16 protein-coding genes are annotated in these 17,019 nt (G+C 68.6%); 5 read left to right on the forward strand and 11 right to left on the reverse strand.

The window, feature by feature from the left end; all coding sequences use genetic code 11:
• Positions 1–8: 8 nt before the first annotated feature.
• Positions 9–569, forward strand: a complete 561-nt coding sequence (locus tag ACIQNU_RS42870) for a hypothetical protein (protein ID WP_401377908.1) — start codon at positions 9–11, stop codon at positions 567–569.
• Positions 521–1,315: an MAB_1171c family putative transporter gene (locus ACIQNU_RS42875; RefSeq protein ID WP_401377911.1), complete on the forward strand. Its 795-nt coding sequence runs from the start codon at positions 521–523 to the stop codon at positions 1,313–1,315. The genes ACIQNU_RS42870 and ACIQNU_RS42875 overlap by 49 nt, the downstream gene beginning before the upstream one ends.
• Here the strand turns inward: ACIQNU_RS42875 and ACIQNU_RS42880 are convergent.
• The 6 genes from ACIQNU_RS42880 to ACIQNU_RS42905 all read right to left on the reverse strand — a co-directional run bounded on the left by ACIQNU_RS42880 (position 1,268) and on the right by ACIQNU_RS42905 (position 9,133).
• Positions 1,268–3,100, reverse strand: a complete 1,833-nt coding sequence (locus tag ACIQNU_RS42880) for a glycoside hydrolase (protein WP_401377914.1) — start codon at positions 3,098–3,100, stop codon at positions 1,268–1,270. The two genes, ACIQNU_RS42875 and ACIQNU_RS42880, sit on opposite strands and share 48 nt — an antisense overlap.
• Before the next feature lie 248 nt (positions 3,101–3,348).
• Positions 3,349–4,905, reverse strand: coding sequence for a glucoamylase family protein (locus tag ACIQNU_RS42885; RefSeq protein ID WP_401377916.1), 1,557 nt, complete (start codon positions 4,903–4,905; stop codon positions 3,349–3,351).
• Positions 4,906–5,017: 112 nt separating this feature from the next.
• Positions 5,018–5,872 (reverse strand): carbohydrate ABC transporter permease, encoded by an 855-nt coding sequence (locus ACIQNU_RS42890; protein WP_401377918.1) that lies wholly within the window; start codon positions 5,870–5,872, stop codon positions 5,018–5,020.
• The gene (locus ACIQNU_RS42895) at positions 5,869–6,807 is read right to left on the reverse strand and encodes a carbohydrate ABC transporter permease (protein WP_401377921.1); all 939 of its coding nucleotides are present in this window, start codon (positions 6,805–6,807) and stop codon (positions 5,869–5,871) included. Before ACIQNU_RS42895 ends, ACIQNU_RS42890 begins: the two co-directional genes overlap by 4 nt.
• Positions 6,808–6,809: 2 nt before the next feature.
• Positions 6,810–8,084, reverse strand: coding sequence for a sugar ABC transporter substrate-binding protein (locus ACIQNU_RS42900; RefSeq protein WP_401377924.1), 1,275 nt, complete (start codon positions 8,082–8,084; stop codon positions 6,810–6,812).
• Positions 8,081–9,133 (reverse strand): LacI family DNA-binding transcriptional regulator, encoded by a 1,053-nt coding sequence (locus ACIQNU_RS42905; RefSeq protein ID WP_401377927.1) that lies wholly within the window; start codon positions 9,131–9,133, stop codon positions 8,081–8,083. The genes ACIQNU_RS42900 and ACIQNU_RS42905 overlap by 4 nt, the downstream gene beginning before the upstream one ends.
• Before the next feature lie 340 nt (positions 9,134–9,473).
• Here ACIQNU_RS42905 and ACIQNU_RS42910 point away from each other — a divergent pair, with 340 nt between their 5' ends.
• The 3 genes from ACIQNU_RS42910 to ACIQNU_RS42920 all read left to right on the forward strand — a co-directional run bounded on the left by ACIQNU_RS42910 (position 9,474) and on the right by ACIQNU_RS42920 (position 13,135).
• Positions 9,474–10,889, forward strand: a complete 1,416-nt coding sequence (locus tag ACIQNU_RS42910; RefSeq protein ID WP_401377929.1) for a sulfatase — start codon at positions 9,474–9,476, stop codon at positions 10,887–10,889.
• On the forward strand, positions 10,886–11,782 hold the full coding sequence (locus tag ACIQNU_RS42915) for an SUMF1/EgtB/PvdO family nonheme iron enzyme (RefSeq protein WP_401377932.1): 897 nt from the start codon (positions 10,886–10,888) through the stop codon (positions 11,780–11,782). The genes ACIQNU_RS42910 and ACIQNU_RS42915 overlap by 4 nt, the downstream gene beginning before the upstream one ends.
• A gap of 477 nt (positions 11,783–12,259) precedes the next feature.
• Positions 12,260–13,135 (forward strand): SGNH/GDSL hydrolase family protein, encoded by an 876-nt coding sequence (locus ACIQNU_RS42920; RefSeq protein ID WP_401377935.1) that lies wholly within the window; start codon positions 12,260–12,262, stop codon positions 13,133–13,135.
• A gap of 264 nt (positions 13,136–13,399) precedes the next feature.
• Here ACIQNU_RS42920 and ACIQNU_RS42925 read toward each other — a convergent pair whose 3' ends face one another.
• The 5 genes from ACIQNU_RS42925 to ACIQNU_RS42945 are packed head-to-tail and all read right to left on the reverse strand — an operon-like array spanning position 13,400 to position 17,013.
• Positions 13,400–13,915, reverse strand: coding sequence for a hypothetical protein (locus ACIQNU_RS42925; RefSeq protein ID WP_401377938.1), 516 nt, complete (start codon positions 13,913–13,915; stop codon positions 13,400–13,402).
• Positions 13,915–14,700, reverse strand: coding sequence for an aldo/keto reductase (locus tag ACIQNU_RS42930; protein ID WP_401377941.1), 786 nt, complete (start codon positions 14,698–14,700; stop codon positions 13,915–13,917). The genes ACIQNU_RS42925 and ACIQNU_RS42930 overlap by 1 nt, the downstream gene beginning before the upstream one ends.
• Positions 14,697–15,305 carry an AAA family ATPase gene (locus ACIQNU_RS42935; RefSeq protein ID WP_401377944.1) on the reverse strand — a complete coding sequence of 203 codons (609 nt, stop codon included), beginning with the start codon at positions 15,303–15,305 and terminating at the stop codon, positions 14,697–14,699. The genes ACIQNU_RS42930 and ACIQNU_RS42935 overlap by 4 nt, the downstream gene beginning before the upstream one ends.
• A complete protein-coding gene (locus tag ACIQNU_RS42940; RefSeq protein WP_401377947.1) occupies positions 15,302–15,904 on the reverse strand; it encodes an exonuclease domain-containing protein in 603 nt (200 codons plus the stop codon). The genes ACIQNU_RS42935 and ACIQNU_RS42940 overlap by 4 nt, the downstream gene beginning before the upstream one ends.
• On the reverse strand, positions 15,901–17,013 hold the full coding sequence (locus ACIQNU_RS42945) for a radical SAM protein (RefSeq protein WP_401377949.1): 1,113 nt from the start codon (positions 17,011–17,013) through the stop codon (positions 15,901–15,903). The genes ACIQNU_RS42940 and ACIQNU_RS42945 overlap by 4 nt, the downstream gene beginning before the upstream one ends.
• Positions 17,014–17,019: the final 6 nt, after the last annotated feature.

Below are 17,019 nucleotides of genomic sequence, written 5' to 3' on the forward strand. Positions count from 1 at the left end.
TTCTTGGCATGGCCTGCCTGCTCGCAGCGGCGGCCGGCTACTGGATCCTCGGCCGAGGGACGCCCCGTCCAACCGGCACGTGGGCCATGGGCGCCCTCCTCAGCTCATTCGCGCTGATCTATGCCTCGCCGATTTTCGAGAACGCGGTCGAAGCAGTTGTGCCGGACATGGCACGGTTGGTGGGTAACTGCGCTTCGCTGGCCGCTGGTACTGCGTTCCTGGCCGTCTCGTTCCAGCTCAACATGGAACCTGATGCGGCACACCGGCGAATCCGGCTGCACCTCGTCCTCTTCACCACGTCCGCCGCGGGAATGACCACGCTGTTCGCGTACGAGCAGATGACACATCGCTCTCCGCAGGCGTACACGCTCTACCTGCTTCTGCTCGTCTCCTACCTCACCTTCGCACTGGTCGACTTTCTCCTCCAAGTCGTGCGTCAGTCGAAGTCGACTCGTCGTAGCAGCGTGCGGATAGGTCTGCGGGCGGCGGCAGCAGCTGCGCCTTCGCGCTGGTCTACGCCGTGTACAAGCTGGCGGTCCTCATCTCATTCAGCTTGGGCTCCCACCTGATACCCGATCAGTCGGAGTGCTCGTCGCTCGCGACCGTGCCATGCGTTTTCGGCGTGGCGTCTCCGGCGCTCGCCGTCCTGCTGATCTCTCTCGGCCTCACGCTGCCTGCTGTGGTCTACCCGATCAGCCAGGGCCGCCGCCGTCGCTGGGAGGCACAGTCCTTCGAGGCGCTCGGTTCCCTCTGGGAGGACTTGTCAGCCGCGACGCCGGAGATCGTCCTTTCGCCTGCGGACTTCACCGAAGAGGCTTCGAACGACTCGGACTTCCTGCTCCAGCGGCGGGTCATCGAGATCAGCGACGGCATCCTCGCCCTTCGGCCGTACCGGTCCCGCAAAGTGGAGGAAATGACCCAGCGGGCTTTCGACGCCGCAACGGACGAAGGAGCCGCAGCAGTTGAGGCGGCTGCTGTGAAGGCGGCGCTGGCCGCCTCAAAGGCCGGCCGGCTCGCCGACGAGGTCGCCCCGCCGCTGGCGCACGCCGCCACCCGCAAGGACCTCCGCACGGAGACGCAGTGGCTCCTCCTGGTTGCCGACGCGTACGCGAACCGTGTTGGCTGCCCGGAGCCCCGAGACGACTCGACCGTCAATTGGGATACGCGATTCCATCTCTGCGTAGGACATAGTCGGCGAGTTCGTCTGCGGGACTGCTGTGAGGGACGAGCCGGCGGAGGTCACTGCGCCGCGCCCGTCCGGGGATGCTCAGCTCCCGGGTGTCAGTTCCAGGAAGGAGACACCCGGCATCGGTAGGTCGAATGACACCTCTCCGGTACAGAGCTGCTCGGGCTCGTACTCGTCGAGAGTGTCGGCCCGCGCGAGCTCCTCCCACTGAGCGTCGTCGGGCCAGGTCCCGCCGGCCATCCGCCTCCACACCGCCCGGATGTTCGAGTGCTGATGGTCGATCCGGTGGTGCGTCACCCGGTATTCGGCGCCGTCGAGCCCAGCGACCTCGACGTCGACCCGCCGCGACAGGACCGGATCGCCGTCCGCCTGGGCGTGGTTGAGCGTGCCGTTCCACACCAGGATCCCGATTCGGCCGTCGGGGTGCCATGCCGCCCAGGTCTCGACGCCGCCCAGGTCTCCGACCGCGTCCACGGCCAGTTCCTGTTCACCCAGTCGTTCCGCGAGGGTGAGCGCCCAATAGCGGGGCTTGCGCAGATTGCCGACGGTGAGCAGGCCGAAGCCGCCGTGGAAAAGAGCCGGCGGGGGGCCCAGCTCCTCGAAGTGGTCGGAGGCCACCCAGTGCGCGAGTGCTTCGATCCTGCCCGCCGCCGACTTCATGCCGTGCAGCAGGAACGTGGCGCCGAACGGGCCGTCGCCGATGCCGTGGAAGTGCGTCGGGGTGGGACCCCACTCCGTCCACCAGACCGGGGTGCCCCGGCGGCCGTGGCGTTCGAGTACGGGCCGCCAGTCCAGCGGCGCGTTGCCGTAGGTGTGCGAGGAGACGAAGTCGAGGGCGGCGCCCGACGTGCCGATGTGGTCCAGGAGTTCGTTCACCCAGCCGTTGGCGGCGCTGGACGGGCCGCCGACCCGTAGGCCGGGATCAACCGCCTTCACGGCGGCGGCGGTCACGTCGTACAGCCGGAAGAACTCCTCGGGCGTGCCGGACCAGAAGACTTCCAGATTGGCCTCGTTCCAGACTTCGAAGGCCCAGTTGTCCCGGACCTCCTCGTGGCCGTAACGATCAACGAGATGCCGGGTGAGGGCGTGGACGAGGTCACTCCAGCGGCCGTAGTCCTTGGGCGGGGAGATGATCGCCTGGTAGCCGAAGACAGTCCTTGAGGGGTCGGAGGCCAGGTCGTGCGGCATGAAACCCAGTTCGACAACGGGGCGCAGGCCGCAGGAGAGGATGTTGTCGTAGACCTTGTCGACTCCGGAGAAGTCGTGCACAGGTTCGCCGTCGACCTCACGGTAGACGCCGAGGTCGTCGCAGAGGATCGCGTGTGCCCTTACCGCGCCCACCCGGATCTCCTCGTGCACGGTACGCAGTGCCGCGGTGAGTTCGGCGCCGATGGGCCGCCCTCCCGTAGTGCCCCGGGAGAGGGCGTACGAGAGGTGTTCCGAACCGATCACCGGCCGCCAGGGGCGGGGCAGCTCCCGGGTGATCCGGTCCGCGTGCACGGTTACCGCGACCCGGGCCGGTGCGCCCGCGCGACCGGTCGCCGCCGCGGCGGCGACCGGAGCGCAGAAGGGACCGGCCACATCCATCCCGGCGACCGCGGCGATGATGTAGCGGACCGGTTCGCCGGGCTGGAGCGCGGTGTCGACGTACCGGGGGGAGGGAACCTGGGGGACGTCCACATCGGGCTGCTTGACGGTGGAGAAGTCCCCAGCACCCACCGCCCTGTGGACGAGGTAGCCGATGGCGCCGTCCACCGGGTCCCACTCCAGGGTGACGTGCCCGGCACCGGACCGCGTCCGGACATTGCGCGGGGCGGTCAGGGAGAGGGGCTGGTCGAGGGGGTCGACTTGTCCCGACGGTTGGTAGATACGCTGCCGCCAGTCCTCGCGGGCGGCCTGTGCGGGGGTGCTCATACCTGCCCCCTGCTGTGCGGCGTGCTGCGGTAGGGGCTGACGGTGTGCGCTGTGCGGCCATCGGTAGGGAGGGACAGGACAGTGGGGTGCCGCTGGGGCATCCGGGCTCCTTGTCGGTGGTGGGGGGCGGTCAGCTTCTGCGGTCAACTTCCGGCGGTGACCGCCCCCCCATGGGCAGGATGGCGTGGCGTTGAAGCCGGTGGCCAAGGCGGCGCCGTGCGCGACGACGCTCGGCGCGCCCTCGTCGGCTACGGGCTCACGCGAGGCGCGGCGGCAAAGCGTTCCTCGGCGATGCAGGACCGCAGCGCAGCGCATCGCCCCTGGATGAAGAGGTCCCGCAGCACGTCGCCGGCCAGGGCGTTGCCGAGTGCGGCCATCACCATGCCCTGGTCGAGGGTGAGGTGCTCGCGGGAGATCTGCCGGGAGCGGACCGCGATGGAATCGTAGAAGCCGCCGGGGCCGTAGGAGTCGAAGTCACGTTCTAGGTTGGCGAGATTGTCGATGGCCTCGCGCGGGGCGTAGCGCAGGGCGAGGAACGAGGCGTGCGGGGTGACGACGCCGTCGCCGTAGCTCCCGGGGGCGGGCTTGGGCTCGCGGACGCCCTCGAAGCCGGGGTCGACGAAGGTGTTCTCCTGGTCGGAGGCGTAGCCGTTGGGGTTCATGCCGATGGCGTCCACGCCGTAGACGCGGTAGCCGCCGACCGGGTTATTGCACGGCGAGAACCCCCAGTAGCCGTACTGTGCCTCGTCCAGGCCGTGCTCGATGTGGGACCGGACGACCAGGGGCAGGTTGACGCCCCAACTGTCGGGGCCCCAGAGCTCCTCGGGAACGAAGAGGTTCGGCATCATCGACTCGAACATCGAGCCGCCCCAGGTCGGCATCACCTTCATACCGCGGTACGCGTACGCTCCCTCCCAGACCCGCACGCCGCGATAGGTCTGCCAGAAGCCGGACGGCTTGGTCTCCTGGTCGCTGCGGGTGGGCGGGAAGGAGCGGTTCGGCCCGAAGTACGCCTGGGCGGGCACGTGGCCCAGCATCATCGCCACATAGGTGGCCTGCCGCGTCTCGCCCATCGCGCCGTACAGGGCCGGGGCGTAGTACACGCCCCGTTCGAGCACGGTCGGCGGGGTGCCGCCCGGATCCACGTCGTAGAAGCCGCCGCGCATCAGCCCACCGCCCGCGTTGCCCGCGGTGGCGCCAGGGACGTAGAACCAGGAGAAGTCCATCCGGTCCAACAGCGCCCGGATGCTGGTGTTCAGCTCGGGGAAGGCGTTCTCCACCACCATCAGGCCGGTCGCCGTCCACGCGTTGTCGACGCTGGACAGGAAGCGGGAGGCGACGGTGGTGTCTTTGAGGCCGCCGGTGTACGGGTCGTACCACCGGTGGAACATCCCCGACGGCGCGTGGTACTCAAGCCGGGACAGGGCGGCCAGCGTGCGCTCGACCTTGGACTGGGCGGCCGACCGGGTGATCAGCCCGGTCTTCCAGGCGGCGGTCGCGCACCACAGGTACGTACCGAAGGGGGTGGGGCCGGTCTGGTGGCCGCGGGTGGTAAGTGTGGCGTCGATGAACCCGCCGGGCAGTCCGGTCTCCGGGGAGACCAGCGCCTCCAGAGAGCGCCAGGTGTCGGCGGCGTAGCGCGTCAGAGTGGCGCGGTCGTCGGCGGTCAGCCGTCGGTCGGCCTTGCGCCTGCCCTTGTGCCTGCCCGTGTGCGGCGCGGCCTGTGCCGTGCCGGTGAGGCTCGGGGTCAGCAGGGTGGTGCCGAGGGTGGCACCCGTGGCGTGGATCAGTGTGCGTCGTCTCATGCGGTCCGTCGTCCCTCTCACTTCGGGTTCGGTTGTGCCGGGTTCGGGAGTGCGGTGGTACGCCTTGGCCGCTGTGCGTCGTGGGTTGTCCGGTGAGCCCTGGGACCGTTTCTCACTTGAGTCCGGTCGTCGCGATGCCCTGTACGAAGTGCCGCTGGAAGTACACGAACACCCCGATGACCGGCAGCACGAGCATCGTGGCGCCCGCGAGCAGCAGCCCGTAGTCCTGGTTCTGGTGGTCGAGGGCGAACAGGGCGACGCCCACCGGCAGCGTGTACTTGTCTTCGCTCTGGGCCACCACGAGGGGCCACAGGAAGCTGTTCCACGAGGCGAGGAAGGTCAGGATGCCGAGCGTGGCCAGCGCGGGGCGGCACAGCGGCAGGATGATCTGGAAGAAGATCCGGAACTCTCCCGCCCCGTCCGCCCGCCCCGCGTCGATCAGGTCGTCGGGGAGCCCGAGGATGAACTGCCGCATCAGGAACACGCCCATGGGCGCGGCGAGCCCCGGCAGGATGATCCCGGCGTACGTGTCGACCAGCCCGAGGCCGGCGACCACTACGAACGTGGGCACCAGCAGCGCCATCCCGGGGATCATCAGCTTCGACATGACCAGCCCGAAGACGACTTTCTTCCCGGGGTAGTCGATCTTCGCCAGGGCGTATCCGAGCATCGAGCAGAACAGCAGGTTGCCCAGGGTCGTGCACACGGCCACGAACACGCTGTTGAAGAAGAACTGCCCGATGTCCAGCTTGTCCAGCAGGCTGCTGTAGTTCGCCGTCGTCGGCGACCCGGGCAGCCAGGTGGGTGGCGAGGCGTAGATCTCCTGGGGGCTCTTGAAGGAGCTGAGGACCATCCAGGCGAACGGGGCGACGACCACGGCGAGTCCCAGGGCGGGCACCGCGTAGATCCAGCGCTGCCCGCGATAGGCGTTGTCCGATCCGCGTACCGATGGCGTGGACACCGTCATGGCTTCTCCCGCAGCAGTCGGAACTGGACCAGCGCCAGCAGCGCGATCAGGAGGAACAACACATACGACATCGCGGCGGCGTACCCGTACTGCCCGGAGCCGAAGGTCTGGTAGATCTGGTAAGAGATCGACGTCGTGCTGTTGAGCGGTCCGCCCTGCGTCATCACGAACGGCTCCTCGAAGAACTGGAGATTGCCGATCACCGAGATGACGACCATGAACAGGACTGTGGGCCGCAGCATCGGCAGTGTGATGTACCGGAACACCTGCCTTCGCGAGGCGCCGTCCAGCCGCGCCGCCTCGTACAGCTCCCCCGGGATGCTCTGGAGCCCGGCAAGGAAGATCACCATGGCGAAGCCCATGTGCCGCCACACCGCCATCGCGATCAGGGCGGGCATCGCCCAGGCGGGATCCTTCAGCCAGTCGGGCCCGTGGATGCCGACGGCACCGAGGACCGTGTTGACCAGTCCCGAGTCGGGCGCGAGCAGGTAGTTCCAGACCACCGCGACGGCGATGACGCTGCTGACCACCGGCAGGTAGTAGCCGACGCGGAAGAAGGTCTGGAGCCGGCCCACGCCCCGGTTGAGTGCGACCGCCAGTGCCAGGCCGGCGGCCAGCGTGAAAGGGACGCTGACCGCCGTGAAGTAGAGAGTGTTGAGCACTGCCTGCCAGAACACGTCGTCCGAGAAGATCCGGACGTAGTTGTCCAGGCCGACCGAGTCCACGGCCAGCGGGTTACGCAGGTCGGTCGAGCGCATGTCGGTGAAGCTGATCGCGATCGAGGCGACCACCGGCACCAGTTCGAAGAGGGCGTACAGCACCAGGAAAGGCAGCGAGAACACCCAGCCCGCCACGGCCCGCCGGGTGCGGGCCGACGCCCGCTGGGTGCGGGCCGTGGACCGGGAGCGTGCCCCGGCCAGGGTCGTGGTGACCATCGTCAGCCGCCTGTCCCGATCGCCGTGGCCTTCTCCTGCATGGTGCTGGCCGCGTCCTCGGGCTTCTCGCCGCCGATGACCACCTTCTCGATCTCGTCCTCGATCATCTGGTTGACCTGCTCCCAGGTCGCGATCGCGGGCGGCGCCTTGGCCTCGGACATCTGGTCACCGAAGGCGGCCATCTTGGCGTCGCCCTTGAGGGAAGGGTCCTTCCAGGCGCTCTGCACGCTGGGCAGGCCCTTCTGGATCGCGTACCACTTGACCTGGACGTCCGGCTCGGACAGCCAGCGGACGAACTTCCAGGCCGCGTCGCGGTTCTCGGCGTTCTTGAAGACCACCAGGTCCGCGCCGCCCGCGAAGGAGGTACGGGTGGTCTCCCCCGGCACCTTGGCCACAGCGAACTTCCGGTCGAACCCGGCGCCTCCGATGGAAGTGAACTGGCCCACCATCCACGGCCCGGTGAACACCATCCCCAGCTCGCCCTTGGTGAACCAGCGTTCCACGTCGCCCTGTTGGAAGGATTTCGGCGCGAGCTTCTCGTCGAAGAAGGACTTGTAGTACTTCAGCGCCGCGACCATCTCAGGGGTGTCCAGCGTGAACTTCCCGTCGGTCCCGATCACGTCACCGCCCTGCTGCCAGAGCAGTGGCAGCAGCACCTGTCCCGATCCGGCCTTCCCCGGCGGCAGGAAGATGCCGTACTTCGTGTTCGCCTTGTCCACGTACGTCCGGGCGGCGGCCTTCAGCTCGTCCCAGGTCTCCGGCGCCTTCGTGATGCCCGCCTGCTGGGCGAGGTCACTGCGGTAGAAGAGGGGGCGCGTGTCGACGTACCAGGGGACGCCGTAGACCTTGCCGCCGACGGTGACCGGCTCCATCGCGGCCGGGAAGAACTTGCTCGTGTCCACGAGCGACGGTACGGGGTCGAGCGCGCCGGACCTGGCGAACTCCGGCATCCAGGTCGTGCCGACCAGGCTGATGTCGGGCGTCGTGCCCGCGGCGACCGCACCGGCAAGCTTGTCGTGGGCGGCATTCCACGGCATGGAGGTGACCTTGACCCGCACGCCGGGATTGGCGGCCTCGAAGTCCTTGGCGAGCTTGGGAAGATTGTCGCCCTCGCCGCCCATGGCCCAGACCGTGAGGGTGCCCTTCGCCGCCCCGCTCTTGACTGCCTTGGGGGTGTCCGCGGCGCCGCCCTCGGAGCGACCGCACGCGTTCAGCGTGAGGCATGCGGCCAGCAGGCCGATGCCCATACGTGTTGCCTGGCGTCTGTGCACAGTCATCTCCTTGAGGATTGAGGGTGGTTGCCGCAGCTTTCACGGATGACCGGTCGCGTGGACAGCACCTCGTGGCGCGGAGTCGTACGGGTTCCCGAGATGAGTTCGTCGAGGGAGCGCGCGGCCATGCCACCCATGCGACGCATGGGCTGACGCACCGTCGTCAGCGGAGGCCAGGAGTGCTTGGCCGTCACCACGTCGTCCCAGCCGGTGACGGCCACGTCGTCCGGCACGGTGAGTCCCAGCTCACGGGCAGCCAGCAGTACGGCGAGGGCGACCTCGTCATGGGAGCAGACGATCACGTCGGGCGCGTCGGGCCGGCCCCGATCGGCCAGGACGGCACGGGCCGCCACATACAACTCCGCCTCGCCGTACCCCGAGAGAGGCACGGGGAGAGGTGCCGGGACGCCGGCCGCGGCCAGAGTGCCGACGAGCGCGGCCCAGCGCTCATCGATGTCCCGCCCGCCTGTGGGACCGCCCAAGTAGGTGAACCTCCGGTGCCCATGGCTGAGCAGATGCTCCGTCAGCTCCCGGGCGGAGCGGGTGTTCTCCGTGGTGAGGACGTCGGGTCCGTCCACGTCGGCCCAAGGAGCCAGCAGGACGGTCGGCTTGTGCTCGGCGACGAGTTCTGCGACGACGTCGCTCTCGGCGGTGCGACCGTAGATCACGACCCCGTCCACCCGCCCCGCGAGGTCCCGGATGTGCTCCTGCGCGGAACCGAGCCCGTCGGTCGCGACGACAATCACCGAGCGCCCCAGCTCGGCGGCGGCCTCCTCGTAGCCGAGGAGAACCTCCCCGAAGTACGGGCCGGTCAGGGAAGGGAAGACGATGCCGTTGGCGGCGTGCCGACCCTCGGCGAGAGAGACGCCGAGCCGACTGGGGACGAAGTTCAGCTCGCGGGCTGCCAGCAGGATCCGCTCCCGCGTCCTGGCCCCTACGGATCCGGTCCCCCGCAGCGCCCGCGACACGGTGGCGATTCCGACGCCGGCCCGCTGTGCGACCTGGTAGATCGTCACCGGGGTGTCCTCGGGCCTGCTGCCCGCCTGATCATCCATCCGCCTTCTCCATGCCGAACTGCGGAGTGGAAGCGCTTCCATATTTTTTGGAAGCGCTTCCATTTCCCTTGAGATGGTGAGTATGGTGACGGGCGACCGGATGTGTAAAGGGTCGTGCAGTACTTGATTCATCCGGCGGGCTGTCAGTGGCCGCCGCGCCGGACCTGGCTGCGGATCACCCGCCGCAATGGGATCCCAGACGCCTTTACGTGTCCGAGCCTCGGCTGCCACACACGCCGGCCGAGTGGCAAGGGAAGCACTTCGGTCGCGACAACCCAGGGAGATGCCGGATGTCCGAGCTGTCAGAGCAAGTACCGCCGCCCCAGGAGGAACGCGACGTATGACCGGCCGCGTGCGCCGCCCCAACCTCCTCCTGTTCATGACCGACGACCACGCCGTGCCGGCCATCGGCGCGTACGGCAGCGTGATCAACAAGACCCCCGCAGTGGACCGGCTCGCCGCCGAGGGGATACGTTTCGACAACGCGTTCTGCTCGAACTCCATCTGCTCACCCGCTCGGGCAACCCTGCTCACCGGTACATACAGCCACGTCCACGGGATGACCACGCTGGAGCAGCCGGGCCAGAAGTTCGACGCGAGCCAGCCGACCTTCCCCGCCATGCTCCAGAAGGCCGGCTACCAAACCGCGATCATCGGCAAGTGGCATCTGGGACACGGCGCTTACAGCGACCCTCGCGGTTTCGACCATTGGGAGGTTCTGCCCGAGCACGGCGTGTACCACGACCCGGTCTTCCTCACCGCCGAGGGCGAACGGCAGTACCAGGGCTACGTCACCGACATCATCACCGACTTGGCCCTCCAGTGGCTCGACGGCCGGGACCCCGAGCGCCCCTTCGCGCTGCTCGTCCAGCACAAGGCACCGCACCGGGCGTTCGAACCGGCGGCGCGTCACCGGCATTTGTACGAGAACGAGGACATTCCGGCACCGGAGACCCTGCATGACGACTACAGCGACCGGGCTCCCGCCGCGGCCGAGGCCGCCATGCGGATGTCCGACCTCCAGCCCCACGACCTGAAGGCCCCCGTACCCGAGGGACTCTCCGAACGACAGGAGCGCGAGTGGCGCTACCAGCGGTACATCAAGGAGTACCTGCGGGTCATCGCCGCCCTGGACGAGAACGTCGGTCGGGTCCTCCACTACCTCGACGTCAGCGGCCTCGAAGCCGATACCGCGGTCACCTACACCTCCGACCACGGGTTCTACCTCGGCGAACACGGGTGGTTCGACAAACGCTTCATGTACGAGCCGTCGCTGCGCATCCCGCTGATCGTCCGGTACCCCGGAGTCGTCCCCGCGGGCGCCGCCACTGACGAACTGGTGGTCAACGTGGACTTCGCTCAGACTCTGCTCGACCTGGCCGGAGTCGAACCCCACCCACGCATGCAGGGCCGCAGCCTCGTCCCGCTGCTCCGCGGACAGCAGCCCCCGGACTGGCGACAGGCGGTCTACTACCGGTACTTCGAGCACCTCGACGCCTGCCACGACGTACAGGCCAACTACGGAATCCGTACCCACCGGTACAAACTCATCCACTACCCGGGTCATGGTTCGGGGCAGGTAGGCGCAAAGGACGAGAAGCGCGAGCCGGCCTGGGAGCTCTTCGACCTGGAGCAGGACCCGGACGAGCTGCGCAGCCGCTACGACGATCCGACGTACGCGCACATCGTCCGCGAACTCACCGAGCAACTCACCCGGCTTCAACTGCACTACGCCGACACACCGGAGCACGCGTGACGCGCGTCGACTCGTGCTGCGCTCCGCAGCGCCGCTGCGCCACGCGGCGGGACGCCGCTTCGCCTCCGCCGGGGCGGCCTGCGGGGAGTCCCTACCGGCCGGTCGGCGGCTGGTGGGAAGCAGGTACGGACACCTTCCTGATGGGCAGCGACCACAGTCCCTATGCGCAGGACGGCGAGGGACCGGTTCGCGAGGTTGCCGTGGAGCCGTTCGCGATCGCGGCGACCGCTGTCACGACAGCGCAGTTCGCGGCATTCGCGGAGGCGACCGGCCATGTCACGGATGCCGAGAGGTTCGGCTGGTCCTTCGTCTTCTCCGGCTTCCTGCCCGCGGACTTCCCGCCCACGCGGGCCGTGGCCGACGCCCCGTGGTGGCGTCAGGTGTACGGAGCCGACTGGCGCCGTCCCGAGGGGCCCGGCTCCGACCTCGACGGTCGCGGACAACACCCGGTCGTCCACGTCAGCCACGGCGACGCGCTCGCCTTCTGCGCCTGGGCCGGCTGCCGGCTGCCGTCGGAGGCCGAGTGGGAGTACGCGGCGCGCGGCGGCCTGGTCGGCGAACCCTACCCCTGGGGTGGGGTACGCGAACCCGCCGGCACCTACCGCATGAACATCTGGCGCGGCACCTTCCCCGAGCACAACACCGCAGCCGACGGCTTCCGGTCCACCTGCCCCGTCGACGCCTTCGAACCCAACGCGTACGGGCTGTTCAACACGGTGGGCAACGTGTGGGAGTGGACGGCGGACTGGTTCCGGCCCGGCGACACCAGGGCACTGCGCGGCGGTTCGCACCTGTGTCACGAGTCGTACTGTCTTCGCTACCGCACGTCCGCGCGCATCGGCAACACCCCGGACAGCTCCAGCGGCAACACGGGTTTCCGCTGCGTGCGTTGACAGGCCATGTCTCGTGTCGTCCGAACCCTGGACCGCGTGGACAACGGACGCGTACGGCCGGCCGACGGCTGCCGCCACGCACCCGGTCCGCCGCCCGCCGCGGCGCGACCGGGCGCCATGGCGGTCGATCCGGGTCAGCGGATGACGGCACCTGATTCCGCCCCGCTTGTTGACTATTATTCAAACCCGCCGGTAACTTCTAGGCCCACCACCCACCCGCACCGGCGTCCGCTCCCCCGAGATTGGCCACTCCGACCACGGCAACCCTGTGTCCGGCCTGCCCGATGCGCGCGGAGCGCCCTCTTACTCCTGCCCCGCCCCGGGCTCGCACAGGAAGACGTACGCAGCCCCTGGGCGGGCCGGTGGAACCGTTCATTCCGGCTTGGCCTGCGAGAGGCGCATGGCGAGTCGGTGCGCGCCAACGGCTGGCACCCTGCCGGTCCGTTGCCAGGATCGTGTCCTTCAAAGGAGAACGACATGTCCCTACGTTCAGCCGGGTACGGCCTCGCGGCTCTGGCCGTCACCGTGTCCCTCACGGGATTGGCGGCACCGGCACAAGCCGCGGAAGACACCGAAACGCTCAACTACGTTGCCCTCGGCGACAGTTACGCGGCCGGATCCGGCGTACTGCCACTCGCCCCCTCGGCACCTCTCCTGTGCCTGCGCTCCTCGAAGAACTATCCACAGGTCATCGCCGCCGCCACGAACGCGAAGCTGACGGACGTGACGTGTGGTGGCGCCGGGACCCGGCACTTCGAGAACTCCCAGTATCCCGGTGTCGCCCCTCAACTCAACGCGCTGACCGCGGACACGGACCTGGTGACGGTCACCATCGGCGGCAACGACAGCTTCGTCTTCGCCGGAGCGGTCGTCGCCTGCGGCTCGGCCGGCGTGCTCTCCGCCGGCAAAGGCAGCCCCTGCAAGAACACCTGGGGAAGCCACTTCGACCGGCTGATCGAAGAGAAGACCTACCCGGCGGTCAGGACGGCCCTCCAGAAGATCAAGGCGAAAGCGCCGAACGCACGGGTCGTCGTGGTGGATTACCCGTGGCTGCTCCCGGCGCAGGCCGACAAGACATGCTTCGCGAAGATGCCGATCGCCGAAGGCGACGTACCGTACCTGCGCAGCATGCAGGGCCACATGAACAAGATCCTCGAACGCGCCGCGAACGAGACGGGGGCGTCGTACGCCGACATGGCAGACGCCTCCGACGGCCACGACTCCTGCCAGCCCCGAGGAGTCCGATGGGTGGATCCGATGTTCTTCTTCGATCAACTCAACCCGGTGCACCCCAACGCCCTGGGCGAGTCGAAGATGGCCAGTGAGGCAATGCGGGCGTTGAACATCGGCTGAGCGGCGACTGACACACCGGGAAGACCCGGGCGCCGCCGGTCCACACGGCTGTCCCCTCCGCAACCGCGCGGAGGGGACAATCCGCCACCGGTCGGGTTCGCCTGTCAGGCGACAGCGCACCTCGCGCCGGCAGCGTGAAGCCCACAGCAGCGTCGCCAGGCTCGTTGCCCAGCTCGGGGAGATTGCACCGGACCTCTGGCTCTCTCCCCCCAGGACGCCGAGGACTTCAACCAGAACGCGGCTGACTGCGTTCGTCCCTGCCAGTTACGTAGGAGCGACGGATTCAAGGTGCTGGACGGTGTCTCCTTCCAGGTGGGCGATCACTCCGATGGCGAGTGCTTGTAGCCCGTAGAGAATCAGGGTGCGTACCTGCTCGGGGAAGTCGGCGATGACCTGGCCTGTGGGAAGGACTCGTAGTACGGCGCGCGGGTCGCGGTATGTGAGGCCGGCGGTGTCGTCGCGGGTGAGTGGACGCGTGGCTATCAGGTGTGAAATAACTCTTCGGCGCCGCATCTGCACCTGACGCACGGCGACTCGCCGGAGCACGGGTAATTCGTCCCGCGTTCCCCGTAACACTCTCCGGGCGGCCCGCTCGGGTGGTTCGTCGGCTTCCACCGAGCCGGTGGGGAGCGTGATGTCGCCGTGGCCGGTGGTGTCCGCGACGAGTAGTCCGTCGACTCCGACGGGTACGAGGAGCGTCACGCCGATCAGTGGGGGCCGCCAGTTCTCGTACGGCTTCTTCGGGTGTCGGAGGGCTGTGGCCGTGGTGATGGTCGGCATTACGGCGGCCCGCCGTCCGCGATGGCGGCGTTCACGAGGGCCGCGAGGTGTCGGGGGTTGCTCGTCCCGGGGATGGGTGCCACGTGTGGGCCGAGGCGGAGCAGCCAGGACAGGGGCGTGTCGACGTTCCCGCCGAGGGCTGCGCTTCCCGCGTCGAGCGGACGGTAGGGCACGTAGGGAATGCCTTCGTCGCGGCAGAGTTCGAGCATGGGGTCGTAGCGGTCGTGGATGTTGAGGACGTTCTGTACGGCCGCGACGGTGATGTGCTTCGTCGCCCGCCGGTAGTCCTCGGGCACGATCTTCGACAGGCCGATGTGCCCGATCTTGCCCTCGTCCTGGAGTGCCTGGAGCGTTCCGAGCTGATCGGCGATCGGCACCTCTGTGTCGATGCGGTGCAGGTAGCACAGCTCCAGCCGCTCGGCGCCGAGGCGTCGCAGGCTCGCCTCGACGCAGGCCCGTAGGTAGATCGGGTGTCCGTGCGGGGCCCACAGGTCGGGGCCCGGCCGCACCATGCCGACCTTCGTGGCGATCAACAGGTCCTCGGGGTAGGGATGGAGGGCGTCGCGGATGAGATGTTCGACGGTGTGTGGTCCGTAGGCGTCGGCGGTGTCGATGTGGGTGATGCCGTGCAGGTGGAGGGCCTGGCGGAGGACCTTCAGCGCGATGTCGCGGTCGCCGGGGTCGCCCCAGGTGCCGGGGCCCGTGAGGCGCATGGTGCCCAGGCCGAGCCGGGACACGGTCCTGCCGGCGAGGGTGATGGTCCCTGCCGGTGGGGTGCCGGTCATAGCGGTGCCTGCGTCATGCAGAGCTGGAGGGCGTGCTCGATGGCCAGTTCCTGGCTCGCGGGGTCGCTGGTGACGCGGACGTGCGGGATGTTCTCCTCGCGCAGGAGCGCGTGGGTGTGGCGGTCGACCAGAGTGCGATAACGGGCGTCGTAGTCGTGCTTGTGTTCCACGGGGAGGTCCGGGTCGAGGACGGTCGCCAGGATCAGGTGGTACTCGTGGCCGTGGGCGGAGGCGAGCCGGTGCAGTGACTCACGGTCCGCGCGCGGGGAGGGCTGCCGACGCCACTCTTGCGCGGCGCGGAAGTAGGCGAGGGCGTCCCAGCACGCGCGGTCAGCCAACACGACCTGGACGGGGCCCTGTTCAAGGCGGACGGCTGCGGCGATCTCGTCGGCGATGCCGGTGGCGATGACCCACTTGGTGGAATCGACGGTGTGATGCTGCATCTTGGGCAGCGGCACCAGAGCGGCGCGTCGGCCGAGCCGGCCGGTGCGAACCACCGCTGTGTCCCGGCCGCGCAGTTCCCTCTCGATGCGCCGCATCAGCAGGGTCTTGCCGGTGGAGTGGGCTCCCATCACGCCGATGCGCAGGAGAGCGGGCGAGGTCACCACAGGGTGGGCTCCTGTTCTGGTTCGGGAGATCCGGGCAGGCCGGGCGGCACGGCCACGGCGACGAGTTGGTCCCAGGTGTCGTAGTGGGTGGCCATGGCGACGAGGAGCTGCGCCGTGGCATAGGCGTCGAACGTGGCGCGGTGCCGCTGGGCGGGAGCCGCGCTCAGGTCCGGCTTCAGGTGTTCGATGAGGGCGTCGAGACGGTACTTGGGGAGGTCCGGGTACGTGACCTTGGCGAGGCGGAGCGTGTCGAGGACGCCGGCCGGTCGCCACTGCGGCAGGTGAGCGGACAGGACCCGGTAGTCGACGTGGGCGTTGTGGGCGCAGATCCACGAGGTGGCCAGGAGGGTGTGGACCTGGCCGGCGATCTCCGTCCAGCCAGGTTCGCGCGCCAGCCGCTCGTTGGTCAGGCCGTGGATGCGGGCGGCGAACGGCGTGACCGGATGCTCCGGTTTGGTCAGCCACGCCCCCGCCGTGCTCGTATCGGGCTGTCCATCCCGTACCGGCAGGGCGGCGACCTCGACCAGGTCGGGCGGGTTGGCGCCGTTGCCCTCGACATCGACGACGAGGAGTGAGGGCCAGGAGGCGAAGTTCATGGGCCGGGGGTTCCGTTCTCCGCCTGCCAGCCGACGGGGGCTCGGCCGTGCTGGCGGTGGTGGTGGGGCTTCGCGCGGTCGTGGCACTGGTAGCCGAACCCGTGCTGGAGGTAGTAGCGCGGCGGCTCGTCCAGTCCCTCCACGACGATGGCACGCTCGTTGATCTCGACCCCTCCCGTCGCGCCGAGACCTCGCGCTTCCCGTACGACTGCTGCCTCGTCCGGCTTGACCCACGCGGCCCGGCACTTGGCGAGCTGTTCCGGCGGGCAGATGTCGCACAGTTCGCGGATGCCGTAGTGCCCGTTGTAGTCGGCCTCACCATGCGCGTACGCCACACCGCAGGAGGTCTTGCGGAACAGCGCACCCCAGGAGCCGTCCCGCTCGAAGGCGTAAAGGATCCGCCGTTCGGCGGCCTCCGGCATGATCTTGCGCCGGGCCGTCTCCCCGTACGGCAGGGGCAGACCGTGCGCCTCGTAGTACGAGGCGATCTCCTCCCGGAAGAACAAACCGGTGAAGACGGTGGCGTGTGCGTGCCGGGACAGTTCACGGGCCCGCTCGATGTCGGCGTCGGAGTCGTTCAGGCCGGGCACGATGGGCCGCCAGTACAGAACGGTCCGGTACCGCTCGGCGTGCTTGTAGAGGGTGAGCAGGCTCTCGGCGGCGATCTCGCTGTTCACCGGCTCGATCCTGGCGTCCTGGATGTTCGAGTGGGTCACCAGGACGGTGAGGCGCAGGTTCTCGAAGCTGTTGAGGACGGCGCAGTCCTCCGGGGTGACACGCCACCGGGTGATGACCAGGACATGGTTGGTCAGGCCCCGGGCGTCCAGTCGCCGCAGCACGCTGAAGAGATGTGGCTTCACGACCGGGAGCATCGGGTCGGTGGCACGGTTCAGGAGCTGGATGGGTGTCCTGTGCGCGCGGAAGTACGGGTGACCGGTAAGGCGGGCCACGGCGTCCTCGTCGCTCATCAGCCGGCGCGGGACCTTCATCTCGAAGTTGTCGAAGAGGTGCCGCACGCAGTACCCGCAGTCCAGCGGGCAGCCGACGATCCAGTTCAGGGAGAGACCGGACTTGCGGTACTCGATGACGTCCGCCAACTCCGGCTTCATGCGAGC

Origin of the sequence: Streptomyces sp. NPDC091292 (assembly GCF_044757265.1) — a bacterium.
Taxonomy (GTDB): domain Bacteria; phylum Actinomycetota; class Actinomycetes; order Streptomycetales; family Streptomycetaceae; genus Streptomyces.

Excerpts from the sequence above, each read along its gene's own strand:
- ACIQNU_RS42895 (WP_401377921.1), bottom strand. The coding sequence starts at position 6,807 with ATGGTCACCACGACCCTGGCCGGGGCACGCTCCCGGTCCACGGCCCGC.
- ACIQNU_RS42885 (WP_401377916.1), bottom strand. The coding sequence starts at position 4,905 with ATGAGACGACGCACACTGATCCACGCCACGGGTGCCACCCTCGGCACC.
- ACIQNU_RS42930 (WP_401377941.1), bottom strand. The coding sequence starts at position 14,700 with ATGACCGGCACCCCACCGGCAGGGACCATCACCCTCGCCGGCAGGACC.
- ACIQNU_RS42870 (WP_401377908.1), top strand. The coding sequence starts at position 9 with ATGGCCTGCCTGCTCGCAGCGGCGGCCGGCTACTGGATCCTCGGCCGA.
- ACIQNU_RS42945 (WP_401377949.1), bottom strand. The coding sequence starts at position 17,013 with ATGAAGCCGGAGTTGGCGGACGTCATCGAGTACCGCAAGTCCGGTCTC.
- ACIQNU_RS42890 (WP_401377918.1), bottom strand. The coding sequence starts at position 5,872 with ATGACGGTGTCCACGCCATCGGTACGCGGATCGGACAACGCCTATCGC.
- ACIQNU_RS42900 (WP_401377924.1), bottom strand. The coding sequence starts at position 8,084 with ATGACTGTGCACAGACGCCAGGCAACACGTATGGGCATCGGCCTGCTG.
- ACIQNU_RS42920 (WP_401377935.1), top strand. The coding sequence starts at position 12,260 with ATGTCCCTACGTTCAGCCGGGTACGGCCTCGCGGCTCTGGCCGTCACC.
- ACIQNU_RS42905 (WP_401377927.1), bottom strand. The coding sequence starts at position 9,133 with ATGGATGATCAGGCGGGCAGCAGGCCCGAGGACACCCCGGTGACGATC.
- ACIQNU_RS42880 (WP_401377914.1), bottom strand. The coding sequence starts at position 3,100 with ATGAGCACCCCCGCACAGGCCGCCCGCGAGGACTGGCGGCAGCGTATC.
- ACIQNU_RS42925 (WP_401377938.1), bottom strand. The coding sequence starts at position 13,915 with ATGCCGACCATCACCACGGCCACAGCCCTCCGACACCCGAAGAAGCCG.
- ACIQNU_RS42910 (WP_401377929.1), top strand. The coding sequence starts at position 9,474 with ATGACCGGCCGCGTGCGCCGCCCCAACCTCCTCCTGTTCATGACCGAC.
- ACIQNU_RS42940 (WP_401377947.1), bottom strand. The coding sequence starts at position 15,904 with ATGAACTTCGCCTCCTGGCCCTCACTCCTCGTCGTCGATGTCGAGGGC.